Consider the following 12651-nt stretch of genomic DNA (forward strand, 5'->3'; position numbering starts at 1 on the left):
TGGGCACGGCGCGTTGCGCCTTTGCCCACCCTACGATAGCGGTGCACTCTTCGCTCAGCCGGGCCCTGCGCCTTGCGTCGCCGTGAACACCGCGTAGAGCGACTGGCTCGCGGCCATGAACAGGCGGTTGCGCTTGGGACCGCCGAAGGTGATGTTGCCGCACACCTCCGGCAGGCGGATGCGGCCGAGCAGCTTGCCCTCCGGCGACCACACCGTCACACCGCTGTAGCCGACGGCGCGGCCGGCATTGCTGGAAGCCCAGACATTGCCGTTGACGTCGCAGCGCACGCCGTCCGGCCCGCACTTCACGCCGTCGACCACGCAATCGCTGAACTTCTTGAGGTTGGAGAGCTTGTTGTCCCCGCCGACATCGAACACGAAGATCTCGCCCTTGCCGCCGGGGCCGGTATCGCCTGGCCCTTTGCCGGTCGAGGCGACGTAAAGCTTCTTGTAATCAGGCGAGAAGCACAGTCCGTTCGGATCGGGGACCTGCTCCTCGGTGACGACGAGATCGATGCGGCCGGAGGGGTCGATGCGATAGCAATTGGTCGGCAACTCGCGCTTGCCTGGCTGGAAACCGGCCGGCTGTCCGATCCGCGGATTGAGCTTGCCGCCCGCATTGCTCGGACCGCCCGCCGCATCCGGCTCGCCTTCGTAGAGCTGACCGCCATAGGGTGGATCGGTGAACCAGTAACTGCCGTCGGGATGCGCGACGACGTCGTTCGGCGAGTTCAGCTTCTTGCCGTTGTAATTGTCGCAGAGCACGGTGGCGGTGCCGTCGTGCTCATAGCGCGTCACCCGGCGAGTCAGGTGCTCGCAGGAGAGCTGGCGGCCCTGGAAGTCGAAGGAGTTGCCGTTGGAATTGTTGGACGGCGTGCGAAACACGCTGACGCGGCCGTCGTCCTCGCTCCAGCGCATCTGGCGGTTGTTGGGAATGTCGCTCCAGAGCAGATACCTTCCTTGCGCGCTCCACGCCGGGCCCTCCGCCCACAGCACGCCGGTATAAAGACGCTTGATCGCGGTGTTGGGCTGCGCGAGATCGTTGAAGGAGGGATCGACCGCGATGATGTCGGGGTCCCAGAAATAAGTGGTCGGCGCGCCGTGGGGGCCGAAATCGCGCGGCGGGGTGGTGATGGTGGTCGGCGGTGCGGCGGGTCCGGTCTGGGCCAGCGCGGGGCCGGCGACCGTGGCTGCGGCGCCAAGCGCAAGCCCCCGGACAAGCGTTCGTCGTGAAAGCGCAGCATCCTGGTCATGCTGCTCGTGGTCACGAGCCGTGTGGTCACGAGCCTCTTGGCGTGTCATCGCGTCCTCCCAATGATGTTCGCTGGCCGGTTGATCCGGCCGAGCAACCGGAGGTTAATGCGGTCCGGCGCCGGTTGCGAGGGGTGGAATCGGATTCGCGCCGGTCTCAATCCTGTCATATTCGGATGCACTCCGCGTCCGCCTTGTGCCGTTTGCAAGGCGCGAAAATGTTCCGCGGATCGAAGCAAAAATTTGCTTGCGGCAAAGCGCGGCAAGCCGCCCATTCGGCGAAGTTCAAGCCTTGATTTTGCGCTGATTGCCACGCAGAACCCCTCCGGGGGCGATGGACGGAGTTGATTGTGGCTGGCGTCATCGTATTGATCGTGTTGCTGGGAATCGCGTTCGCGGCCGGCTATTTCACGCGTGAATTCATCTCCAACAAAAGACGCGCCGAAGCGCGTCGCTGGCGCGAATATACCGAGCCGGATTGGCTTCCCGCCAACGCGCCCGCCAACACCAACGAGATCCCCAGCGCCATCACGGCCATCCCCGTGGTCACCGGCGAGCTCGGCCAGATGCTGAACCGCTGGGAAAGCAGGGCCCGCGCCCGCCGCGCGGGATAGGGCGAAGTTCGGAAGTGCCAGTAGCCCCGATGAAGCGAAAGCGTAATCCGGGGCCGCTCGCCCGGCATCCCGGATTACGCTGGCGCTCCATCCGGGCTTCGCGACCGAGCCTGTGTCGCCCTCTGTCAATGCGCCTCGCCAAAAATATTCCACTTTACCGAAATTCGGTTTCGGCGTATGTGTTGCCCATCCCGGCTCACCAAGAGGGGCGATCATGTGTCGTCACGCGTCGCGAGCCGGGCTTGCGGTGGACGCGGCAGCGTCGGCACGAGAGGCGCGGGCAGGGCGGGTAGTCCCTGTGAGCCCGAGGCTTCGTGCGACGAGCGGCGCTGCTAGGCTTCGTCTCGTCTGTAAGTTTCCGGCTCCGTCGACGGGGCCAGGAAAAACTGCGGCGAAATGGCGGGCCGTGCGTACGGCAAAACCGTGTGGTCCTGGCCGTCGTTGCTACGGTCAAGCCTTTCGCGGAGATGCGAGCGAGCCCAACCGGGCGGACTGCATCATCCAATTCGCGGGGCGAGGGAGGCCAGAAGGAAAGTTCGGCTCCCGGGAGATCACGGCATAAGCCGTCCGACCATCGCGCAGGGAAGGCCGAGTGATCGGCACCACCTGTATGCTGCTGTGCGGTTCTTTCTGCGTGTGCATTTCGCGCAGCGGACCGCGGGTGCGAGCCAGCACCCGGCCTTCCCTGCGCCCTCTTGGATTGGAGGGTGGAGAGACCAAGCAAAGCTCGGGCGAAATCCGCCGCGAGGACGCGAAGGTGTGTTTGCGAGCTGAGCTGCGTGCCACAAACTCGATATCGTAGGGTGGGCAAAGCGCAGCGTGCCCACCATCCTCGCACCGCGATTGAATTGGTGGGCACGGCGCTGTGCGCCTTTGCCCACCCTTGTATTAGCGCGCCGGATTAGAATGGCCTGGTTCCGTGAGGAATGGCCCAGCCCGGGTGGCCGCCCGAGCTGGGCCGCCGATCGATCGGATCGATGCCCACCGAAGCCTTGAGGGCTGCGTTTTGTAGCAAGATCGCGGTCGGCACTTCATCGGGACCCGCATGGTTGAACGAACTTCAGGTTCGCATCACAAGGGAGGGTCGAGGAAGATGGCCAAACGTAACACGATCTGTGCTGGAATCGATACCAGCAAAGATAAGCTCGACGTGGCGCTCGATGGCAGTTCGGAGGAGCTGCAGGTCAAGAACACGGCGGAAGGCCACCAGGAGCTGGTGGAGTGGCTGAAGCGCCACAAGGTCAAGCGGGTTGGGATCGAGGCAAGCGGTGGTTACGAGCAGGCGGCGGTCGCCGAACTGCGACGCCAGCGGTTTGTCGTCATCGTGTTTCAGCCGATCCAGGTCCGCGCCTATGCCACGTTCCATTTGCAACGGGCCAAGAACGACAAAATGGATGCCGCATTGATTGCGGCCTGCACCGCCGCGGTCAAGAAGATCCATCCCGCTCCAGACCCCCGGCTGCAGCCTTTTGCCGTGCATCTGACGATGATCGACCAGATCAAGGAGGACATCGCAAAGCTCAAGAATCGGCTGGAGAGCTGCCCTGACGAACGTATCCAGAAGTTCTGGAAGGAGCAGATCGCTCTGTTGGCCAAGCACAGACGAGCCGAGTTCAAGGCCCTGGTGGCAGCGATCCGCAAGCATCGCGATCTCGCCGCACGGCTCGATCTGATCTACAGCGTTGGCGGCAGCGGCTTGCCGACCGCGGTTGCCATCTTGATCAGGATGCCCGAGATCGGTCAGATCACCCGCGAGCAAGCCGCAGCCCTCACCGGGCTTGCGCCGTACGATGACGACAGCGGCAAGCATGTCGGCGCCCGCAGGATTGACGGCGGACGCCAGCGCTTGCGTCAGGCGCTCTACACCGCAGCTCTTCCGGCATCCTTCCGCTGGAATCCGCAGCTCATGGCCCTGTACAGCCGGCTGATCGCCGCCGGCAAGGGCCACAAGCGCGCGCTGGTCGCCTGTGCCAGGAAGCTGATCGTCATCATCAACGCCGTCGTCGCCCGCGGAACACCGTGGGTCGCCGAACCGCCCAGAACCGCGAGTGTGTCCGTCACCTGATCTCGTTTCTTTGTTCGATCAGGCGACCGTTTCTTCGTCCCGACCTGCCGTCAAGACGACGCCGCGCGCCGCGGCCGTCAAGGATGGCCGTCGCGCTCGTCTCACCTCACGTCGACTGCCGCCAGGCCACGCCTTGACGGCCGCAAGCACGGCGTCATGCTCGCGGAAATCGGGCGTGCTTTAATGGTTGCTACGGCACTGCACGCTGGGATGTGCATTGGAGCATCGCAATGACGGTGTCGAGAAAGCGTGCGCCAGATTCCGCTCTCGTGCCCCGGACGCAGCGCAGCACGAAGTGGTGCGCTGCAGAGCCGGGGCCCATCCATCCGCATCGTGCCGTGCCGCCCCTGGGTCCCGGCTCTGCGCAGCAACGCTTCGCGTTGCAGCGCGTCCGGGACACGAGACCCTGCAACCAGGTCAGGTTCCCTGACCATCTTTTGGCGTTGCAGTTGCTGCTATTTCTCGTCTAGAAACGGGTCACTGAGCCTCCCGGCAACCAACCGTCAACGGTTTTGACCGAGGATTTGGGGCTCAAAAGGGTCTGGCAATGCTGATTCGCGGCCAAATTGATGGGATTTCGGGGGAGGTGGCTCTGGCCGCCGCCACGATCCCGGCCGCGCTGCTGCCCACCCTCCTTATTGGCGGCCTTCTTCTTACTTGCCCCTGAGGGCCGGCTGGGCGCGACGCGCCTGGGCACTCAGGGGTTGGTCGAGATCACCGGACACCTCAAGCGCCCAGCAGACTGACGGCGCAAAAGCTCAAAAGGAAATTTGCAATGGTCCCCGCGAACAAGTCCGACAAGGACCGCGTCATCATTTTCGACACCACCTTGCGCGACGGCGAGCAGTGCCCCGGCGCCACCATGACCTTCGAGGAGAAGCTCGAGGTCGCCGAGTTGCTGGACGATATGGGGGTCGACGTCATCGAAGCCGGCTTCCCGATCACCTCGCAGGGTGACTTCGAAGCTGTGAGCGAGATCGCCCGCCGCTCGAAGAATGCCGTCATCGCCGGCCTGTCCCGCGCCCATCCGGCCGACATCGACCGCTGCGCCGAAGCGGTGAAGTTCGCCAAGCGCGGCCGCGTCCACACTGTGATCGCGACCTCGCCGTTGCACATGCGGGTGAAGTTGAACAAGACGCCGGAAGAAGTGCTGGAGACCTCGGTCGCCATGGTCGCCCGCGCCCGCAACCAGATCGACGACGTCGAATGGTCGGCCGAGGACGGCACCCGCAGCGAGATGGACTACCTGTGCCGGATCGTCGAAGCCGTCATCAAGGCCGGCGCCACCACGGTGAACATCCCCGACACCGTCGGCTACACGGTGCCGGAGGAATACACCCACTTCATGAAGACGCTGATCGAGCGCGTGCCGAACTCGGACAAGGCCGTGTTCTCCGTGCACTGCCATAACGACCTCGGCATGGCGGTCGCGAACTCGCTGGCCGGCGTCGTCGGCGGCGCGCGCCAGGTCGAGTGCACCATCAACGGTATCGGCGAGCGCGCCGGCAACGCGGCGCTCGAAGAGATCGTGATGGCGATCAATGTCCGCAACGACAAATTCCCGTACTGGAACAAGATCGACACCACCCAGCTCACCCGGGCCTCCAAGGTGGTGTCGGCGGCTACCTCGTTTCCCGTCCAGTACAACAAGGCGATCGTCGGCCGGAACGCGTTCGCGCATGAGAGCGGCATCCACCAGGACGGCGTGCTGAAGGACGCCTCGACTTACGAGATCATGCGGCCCGAAATGGTCGGCCTGAAGCAGTCCTCGCTGGTGCTGGGCAAGCACTCCGGCCGCCATGCCTTCGTGCACAAGCTGGAGGAGATGGGCTACAAGCTCGGCCCGAACCAGCTGGAAGATGCGTTCACGCGGATGAAGGCGCTGGCCGACCGCAAGAAGGACATCTACGACGAGGACATCGAGGCGCTGGTCGACGAGGAGATGGCAGCGTCCCACGACCGCATCAAGCTGACCTCGCTGACCGTGATCGCCGGCACCCACGGTCCGCAGCGCGCGACCATGAAGCTGGACGTCGACGGCCAGATCAAGATCGAGGAAGCCGAGGGCAACGGTCCGGTCGATGCGGTGTTCAACTGCATCAAGCGCCTGGTCCCGCACGAGGCCAAGCTGGAGCTGTATCAGGTCCACGCGGTGACCGAAGGCACCGACGCGCAGGCGGAAGTCTCGGTGCGGCTGTCGCAGGAGGGGCGTGCGATGACGGCGCGCGCGGCGGATCCGGATACGCTGGTGGCTTCCGCCAAAGCCTATCTCGGCGCGCTCAACAAGATCGTCATGAAGCGCCAGCGCGACACCGTGACGACCGCGGCGGCGAGCTGACGAACATAGTTCGTCATTCCGGGGCGATGCGAGAGCATCGAACCCGGAATCTCGAGATTCCGGGTCTGGTCCTTCGGACCATCCCGGAATGACGGTATTTATGATGAATACCTGCCCTGCTAACGGCCAATAGCGGCTGCGTCTCCCAGCCGCTATTGATGCTGTCGGCAAAAGGATTGGCCGCCCGCGCGCGGGCGGCTTAGATAATAACAGGGAGAGATTATGCGCACCTTCGCGATCGCCGCGTCCATCGCGGCACTGGCACTCGGACTTGCCGGGCCGGCATCGGCGCAATCGCCGATCATCATCAAGTTCAGCCACGTCGTCGCCACCGACACGCCGAAGGGCAAGGGGGCGGAGAAGTTCAAGGAGCTCGCCGAGAAGTACACCGGCGGAAAGGTCAAGGTCGAGGTCTACCCGAACTCGACGCTGTACAAGGACAAGGAAGAGCTCGAGGCGCTTCAGCTCGGCAGCGTGCAGATGCTGGCGCCGTCGAACTCCAAGTTCGGACCGCTCGGCATTCGCGAGTTCGAGGTGTTCGATCTGCCCTACATCCTGCCCGACCTGAAGACGCTGCGGAAGGTGACGGAAGGCCCGCTCGGCACGCGGCTTCTCAAGCTGCTGGATGCCAAGGGCATCACCGGCCTTGCCTATTGGGACAACGGCTTCAAGCAGATGAGCGCCAACAAGAAGCTGATCGCGCCCGTCGACTATCAGGGCGTCAAGTTCCGCATCCAGTCCTCGCGCGTGCTGCAGGCCCAGTTCAAGGCGCTCAGCTCGCTGCCGCAGGTGATGGCGTTCTCGGAAGTCTACCAGGCGCTCCAGACCGGCGTGGTCGACGGCCAGGAGAACACCTGGTCGAACATCTATACCCAGAAGATGCACGAGGTGCAGAAGTACATCACCGAGACCAATCACGGCTACATCGGCTACGTCGTGATCGTGAACAAGAAGTTCTGGGACGATCTGCCGGCCGACATCCGCGAGCAGCTCACCAAGGCGATGAAGGAAGCGACCGACTTCAGCAACGCGCAGTCGCAGAAGGAAAACGACGACGCGCTCGCCGAGATCAAGAAGAGCGGCAAGAGCGAGATCATCAAGCTCACCGGCGAGCAGGACGAGGCGATGCGCAAGGCGATGGAGCCGGTCTACAAGGACGCCGCAGGCCGCATCGGCCAGCCGCTGATCGACGAATTCCTCAAGGAAGCCAAGAGCACCACGAATTGAGCGCGACGAACTGATCGTTTCGAACGATGAACGAAGGCTTCCGTGCGGTCTGCACGGAAGCCTTTTTGTTGCGAATGATGTCCGATTGCGGCTGGAGGTAAAATCGGGCGTTACAGTCCTGGTAAGGGCGCGCTTCCTGTCCAAGTTGTAAGTTGCGGGTCAGCCGCGTCGGGCCCATCTTCAGGGACATCCTTCCAGAGGAGGTCCGGATGAGGAAGTTCACCATCGCCGCCATCGCCGTGCTCAGCATCGCCGGCTCGGGCGCGGTCTATGCCCAATATCATCGTCCGTGGATGGAGCACATCCGCCACATCCGCATGAACCCGGAAGACCGCGCCGCTTTTGTCGACGCGCGGATCGCCGCCGTCCATGCCGGGCTGAAGCTCAACGCCGACCAGGAGAAGCTGTGGCCGCCGGTCGAGGCTGCGGTGCGCGAATTCGCCAAGCTGCGCATCGACCGCGCCAATGCGCGGATGAATGCCGGCCCCGGCGATGCCGGCAAGGACGCCGACAGGCCGGAGGATCCGGTCGCCCGCCTGCGCCAGCGCGCCGAGGACATGGGCGCGACCTCGGCGGCCCTGAAGAAGATCGCCGATGCCGCCGACCCGCTCTACAAGACCCTGGACGAGGGCCAGAAGCGGCGCCTCGCCGTGCTGACCCGCCACCGCGGCCCGTTCGGCGGCGGCGAAGACGGCCCGCACCGCCACTTCATGGAACGCGGCATGGACCGCATGATGGAGCGCGGCATGGAGCACTTCCATCGTGACCGTTTCGACCGCGACGGCGGCGAGGGCCGGGATCGCGAGGGCCGGCTCTGAACGGGACTGGATTTTGCGACGATTGACCCTGGAGAAGCCGCTGGAATCCAGCGGCTTTTCGCTTTCTGGGGACTGTGGAAAAACCTTCATTGCATCGCTTGCCAGACCCGGATCGCTTTGCTAAACGACCGACCTCGCAAGGCACTAGCCGCCTTTCGGGCGCATAGCTCAGTTGGTAGAGCAGCTGACTCTTAATCAGCGGGTCCCAGGTTCGAGCCCTGGTGCGCCCACCAAATCAACGACTTAGCCAGCAAGACCGTTTGAGCAACTGATTTTTCAAACGGTCCTTTTGGAAAATGTGACCCACCAGCACTCGATGCTGTGGGGCGCGGCCTCGCTCCATAGATTAGGCAGTTCGCCCGCCTGAATTGCTACCGTCGCAGCAAAAAACGGTCTTGCGGCCCGAGCCCCGGCCTCAAGAGATGGCGACCGGGAAGGCGCCGCGATGTGTCCAATGATGGACTGGAGCGAGAGTTCAAGTGTTTCAATTGGTTAGGACGCGGCGCGTGCACGACGTGTGCACCGGGAGATCAAGAAAAAGCTTGCGAGAGCCAGTGTTAGCAGACGCTCAGAAGCGGAGCAGGGCACGTGAACTTGGCCGACGTGCGCGAGAAACGACTCGCCAGGGCGCGGGAGCTACGGGTGCGGGGACGAGCGGCCGCTGGTGCTGGCTTCAGGTTGGCGGCCTCCGATGCAGGACAGGCAGCCCTATGCGGCCGTCCAGCCGCCATCGATGGCGAGATTTGCGCCGGTGATCTGCGCGGCGTCGTCGCTACACAGGAACAGTGCGAGCGAGGCGACCTGCTCGGCCGTGACGAACTCTTTCGTGGGCTGTGCTGCGAGCAGGATGTCACTGATGACCTCATCTCTCCTCAAGTTGCGCGCCTTCATCGTGTTCGGGATCTGCCTCTCCACCAGCGGGGTCCAGACGTAACCCGGGCTGATGCAGTTGCAGGTGATCTTCGACCGGGCAAGCTCCAGCGCTGCCGTCTTTGTGAGGCCCGCGATGCCATGCTTGGCAGCGACATAGGCCGACTTGAAGGGGGAGGCGACCTGCGAATGAGCCGAGGCCGTGGTGATGATGCGGCCCCAGCCGCGCCTCTTCATGCCGGGCACCGCTGCTCGGATGGCGTGGAATGCGGCGGACAGGTTGATCGCGATGATCGCATCCCACTTCTCGACCGGAAATTCTTCAATGGGAGAGACGTGCTGGATGCCGGCGTTGTTGATGAGAACGTCAACACTGCCGAAGGTGCTTTCGCCGAGCGCGATCAGGTCGACTACTTCTTTCGGCTTCGCCATGTCCGCGGGCGAATAGATCGCCTGGACCGAAAATTCGCTCTCGATTGCGGAGCGCTCCGTCTCGACGTCGGCCGGAGCGCCCATGCCGTTGAGCACGATGTTGGCGCCGGCGCCTGCGAACGCACGCGCGCACGCAAGGCCTATGCCGCTGGTCGAGCCGGTCACGACTGCCGTTTTGCCTTTCAGAATACTCATCTCAATTCGCTTGTTCTGTATGTTGGGTTAAAGCTCACGGGGGTGCTTGGTTGCGTGGAGCTTGGTCAGGTGACCAGACTTCGCTCCGAGGCCCGGAACGCACGTCGGCTTGGTTCCTGCAGATAGTCATGGGCCACTCTGCCGAGGCCGAGCGTGAGATCCGCACGGATGTGAGTTGCGGAGACGATTTCGAGCACCGGCAGATCGGCCACCGGTGCCAAGGCATGCGGCGTCAGCGATAGGGCTGCGGGCCCGGTCCAGGCCCCCTTCAGCGCAATCTGCTCAAGATGGTATTCGACGAGCTCGCAGATCCGCGGGCTGCCGTCGACATGCGGGATGATCTTGAGCAGGAAATTCGGCTCGCCCAGCGCGGCCTTGACCTGGCAAAGGTCGGCCTCCCGGTGCTTGTAGCCCATCGTACCCGTTGCAACCCGCAAGGGGCCGTAGTCCAGCGTGCCGATCAGGGTGTCGATTTCGGTTCGTAATGTCGGCTGGGCCAGCTTTTTCGGAAAGCCCCAGAGTTCGCGCCCGCCTGCAATCGGGCCTTCGTCGTTGAGGAACATGCAGTGCGTGTACCCGCCCTTGCGCCCTCGGAAGGAGACCGGGATGACCTGGCCACTTTCGGTGTAGTCGCCAAAGCCGTTCGAATCCGGCATGCGGATGAATTCATATTTGACGAGCGCTTCGCGTGCATCGAGCTCCAGTGGTTCAGGCACCACGGCGCGCAGCTTTGCCGGGTCGGTGCGATAGGTGATGATCAGGTATTCGCGGTCCACAAACCGATACGGTCCTGGCGTATAGGCCGGGCTGGTAAGCGGCATTGCAAAGGCACGCTTTCGTACTTCACTCTCACGCATTTGGTTCTCCCTGCAGCGGCCATGACGGCCGGACCTATTCGCGACCATCGTTCTCCAGGTCGAATGTAAAAACGCCGTCCGCGCTGGCGGGGCGTGTGAGCACCTCGGGATGTCGCAGCGTGCGGAGTGCATCGTGGTAACCGGCGCGCCAGTGATCCTGCATCGAAAGCCGGGAGAACTCGTAGTCCTTCGAGTGCCCTTCGTGATTGCGTGCGCGATAAATCAGGTGGACGATGTTGTAGACGTTGTGAGAGACCGCGGTGCTGAGGAGCTTCACGTCGTCATGTTCCTGAAGCTCTTCCGGAAGCCGGCCCAACAGGGCGGTGAGCGCACGTCGCAGGCGCTGCACACGCTTGAACTGATCGGTGCTTGCGCGCGTGCGGCTCGAATATTGAACCTCCTTTTGACGCGTGACGACCTCGGCCATGTTGCCCGGGAGCTGACCTTTCGCGCTCCAGAGATCGACCTGAAAGGCCAGCATGTCCTGCGGCGCACCCCAGTCGATCACCCATTGCAGCGGCGTATTGGACACCAGGCCGCCGTCCCAGTAATGCTCGCCCTCGATCTCCACCGCGGGAAAGCCCGGCGGCAGCGCGCCGCTCGCCATGATGTGCTCCGGCAGGATCGTATGGGTGCTGTTGTCGAAATAGACGAAATTGCCCGTTCTTACGTTGACCGCACCTGCACTGAAGCGCGTCATTCCCTCGTTGAGACGATCGAAGTCGACCAGGCGCTCCAGCGTGCTCTTCAACACACTTGTGTCGTAGAAGCTGGTCGCCTCGGTCGTTCCGCCGGAATGTAACCAGGGCATGAGGGGGCGCGCCGAGAAAAATCCGTTTGCGCCGCATGCCGCGGCAAGGCCGGCGCTCATCTGGTTGAGGACATTGCGTGCATTGTCGTTGCGCCGATCGAGAAGTGGATTTCCGGACCAATCCCAGGGCGCAGTGGAAGTCACTTGCGTCCAGAAATCGCGGAGCCGGTCAACACGGGACTCCGGCGGGTTGCCTGCGATGATCGCGGCGTTGATTGCGCCGATCGAAATGCCGGCCACCCAATCTGGATGGATGCCGGCTTCGGCGAGCGCCTCATAGACGCCCGCCTGGTAGGCCCCCAGAGCGCCGCCGCCCTGCAGCAGCAGGGCAATGCAATCGAATGGTAGCCGCCGTTGGGCGGCGGGCAGATGGGGGCGAGGCTGGAAGTTCATGACTTGGCTTGCTCTCGGGTGTGTGTTGATCGAGGCTGACGTCGTGCGAAGGCCTCGATAAAAAGAAACTATACGGTATAGTGTATATACGTGCGCATCGATCAAGCAACTCACGAGATCGTGTTTCAGCGGCAGATCAGCCAGTTGTCGGTTAGTGCTGAGTTGATCGCTGTCCGACCTTGGGCGGCTCGAGCATCACTTCCTTCAAGCGATCACCACTGGCGACGACGACCACGAAGTTGAGTTTGCCGTCCTGCTTCACCAGCCCACCGGCGAGTGCGTTTCCCGCCGCGGCCTTTTCGGCGACCCGCACCGCGTCCGACAGTTCCTGCTTGATCCACTTCAGGGCGATGATGTTGGCCAGGTCCTCTCGATCGAGTTCCTTCAGCGATGACGCAATTTCCGCTTGCGATACGCTTCCGGTGTTCGCATCTATGACATTTTCAAAGATCCGCTCATTCTTGACCGTGCGCACGCGATAGACCGGCGGGCCCGATATCTCGAAACTGACGTCTGCGGTCCTCGAGCCGTCATGCAGCCGCTCCGCGATCGCCATTGCCTGGCCGAGTGGTACCTTCGTGGTGCTGAATTGTTCGAGCACACGGCGAATAGCTGCTTCGTCGGCATTACCCTGCGCGGCCGCGGTGTGCTGTTCTGCATCGGCAGGAGCCTGCGTGACATCGGCCATAGCTCCCGTGCCAGCAAGGGCAGCCGAAAAAACGATCAGGGCAAACAGGTGCTTCTTGGACATCGCGTGAATCCTGTGGTTTTCATCCAAAA

10 protein-coding genes and 1 tRNA gene are annotated in these 12651 nt (G+C 63.0%); 6 read left to right on the top strand and 5 right to left on the bottom strand.

Translation table 11 applies throughout. The features are described 5' to 3' along the window. Window positions 1-54: 54 nt before the first annotated feature. Complete coding sequence (locus tag CIT37_RS11960) at window positions 55-1302, bottom strand: SMP-30/gluconolactonase/LRE family protein (protein WP_095426124.1); 1248 nt, start codon at window positions 1300-1302, stop codon at window positions 55-57. A gap of 299 nt (window positions 1303-1601) precedes the next feature. Here CIT37_RS11960 and CIT37_RS11965 point away from each other — a divergent pair, with 299 nt between their 5' ends. The 6 genes from CIT37_RS11965 to CIT37_RS11990 all read left to right on the top strand — a co-directional run bounded on the left by CIT37_RS11965 (window position 1602) and on the right by CIT37_RS11990 (window position 8546). Continuing rightward, complete coding sequence (locus CIT37_RS11965; protein ID WP_038971177.1) at window positions 1602-1865, top strand: hypothetical protein; 264 nt, start codon at window positions 1602-1604, stop codon at window positions 1863-1865. Window positions 1866-2958: 1093 nt separating this feature from the next. After that, window positions 2959-3930, top strand: coding sequence for an IS110 family RNA-guided transposase (locus CIT37_RS11970; protein WP_049801720.1), 972 nt, complete (start codon window positions 2959-2961; stop codon window positions 3928-3930). Between the two features lie 775 nt (window positions 3931-4705). Next, entirely contained in the window at window positions 4706-6268 is a 1563-nt protein-coding gene (locus CIT37_RS11975; protein WP_028144432.1) for a 2-isopropylmalate synthase, read from the top strand. 222 nt (window positions 6269-6490) lie between these two features. Further along, a complete protein-coding gene (locus tag CIT37_RS11980; protein ID WP_028144433.1) occupies window positions 6491-7495 on the top strand; it encodes a TRAP transporter substrate-binding protein in 1005 nt (334 codons plus the stop codon). A gap of 209 nt (window positions 7496-7704) precedes the next feature. Continuing rightward, entirely contained in the window at window positions 7705-8313 is a 609-nt protein-coding gene (locus CIT37_RS11985; protein ID WP_028144434.1) for a Spy/CpxP family protein refolding chaperone, read from the top strand. 157 nt (window positions 8314-8470) lie between these two features. Then, window positions 8471-8546, top strand: a tRNA-Lys gene (locus tag CIT37_RS11990). Window positions 8547-9021: 475 nt separating this feature from the next. Here the strand turns inward: CIT37_RS11990 and CIT37_RS11995 are convergent. The 4 genes from CIT37_RS11995 to CIT37_RS12010 all read right to left on the bottom strand — a co-directional run bounded on the left by CIT37_RS11995 (window position 9022) and on the right by CIT37_RS12010 (window position 12622). Further along, window positions 9022-9810, bottom strand: a complete 789-nt coding sequence (locus tag CIT37_RS11995) for a 3-hydroxybutyrate dehydrogenase (protein ID WP_038973595.1) — start codon at window positions 9808-9810, stop codon at window positions 9022-9024. Between the two features lie 65 nt (window positions 9811-9875). Then, a complete protein-coding gene (locus CIT37_RS12000) occupies window positions 9876-10667 on the bottom strand; it encodes an acetoacetate decarboxylase (RefSeq protein WP_095425547.1) in 792 nt (263 codons plus the stop codon). Window positions 10668-10701: 34 nt separating this feature from the next. After that, window positions 10702-11871: a DUF3734 domain-containing protein gene (locus tag CIT37_RS12005; protein WP_038973597.1), complete on the bottom strand. Its 1170-nt coding sequence runs from the start codon at window positions 11869-11871 to the stop codon at window positions 10702-10704. 151 nt (window positions 11872-12022) lie between these two features. After that, window positions 12023-12622 (bottom strand): PepSY domain-containing protein, encoded by a 600-nt coding sequence (locus CIT37_RS12010; RefSeq protein WP_095425546.1) that lies wholly within the window; start codon window positions 12620-12622, stop codon window positions 12023-12025. Window positions 12623-12651 lie beyond the last annotated feature (29 nt).

The organism is Bradyrhizobium ottawaense (assembly GCF_002278135.3).
In the GTDB taxonomy this organism is placed as follows: Bacteria; Pseudomonadota; Alphaproteobacteria; order Rhizobiales; family Xanthobacteraceae; genus Bradyrhizobium; species Bradyrhizobium ottawaense.

What these genes read in the sequence shown, in the direction of transcription:
- CIT37_RS11970 (WP_049801720.1), top strand. Translation starts at nt 2,959, where the DNA reads ATGGCCAAACGTAACACGATCTGTGCTGGAATCGATACCAGCAAAGAT.
- CIT37_RS11985 (WP_028144434.1), top strand. Translation starts at nt 7,705, where the DNA reads ATGAGGAAGTTCACCATCGCCGCCATCGCCGTGCTCAGCATCGCCGGC.
- CIT37_RS11995 (WP_038973595.1), bottom strand. Translation starts at nt 9,810, where the DNA reads ATGAGTATTCTGAAAGGCAAAACGGCAGTCGTGACCGGCTCGACCAGC.
- CIT37_RS11960 (WP_095426124.1), bottom strand. Translation starts at nt 1,302, where the DNA reads ATGACACGCCAAGAGGCTCGTGACCACACGGCTCGTGACCACGAGCAG.
- CIT37_RS11975 (WP_028144432.1), top strand. Translation starts at nt 4,706, where the DNA reads ATGGTCCCCGCGAACAAGTCCGACAAGGACCGCGTCATCATTTTCGAC.
- CIT37_RS11980 (WP_028144433.1), top strand. Translation starts at nt 6,491, where the DNA reads ATGCGCACCTTCGCGATCGCCGCGTCCATCGCGGCACTGGCACTCGGA.
- CIT37_RS12005 (WP_038973597.1), bottom strand. Translation starts at nt 11,871, where the DNA reads ATGAACTTCCAGCCTCGCCCCCATCTGCCCGCCGCCCAACGGCGGCTA.
- CIT37_RS12000 (WP_095425547.1), bottom strand. Translation starts at nt 10,667, where the DNA reads ATGCGTGAGAGTGAAGTACGAAAGCGTGCCTTTGCAATGCCGCTTACC.
- CIT37_RS12010 (WP_095425546.1), bottom strand. Translation starts at nt 12,622, where the DNA reads ATGTCCAAGAAGCACCTGTTTGCCCTGATCGTTTTTTCGGCTGCCCTT.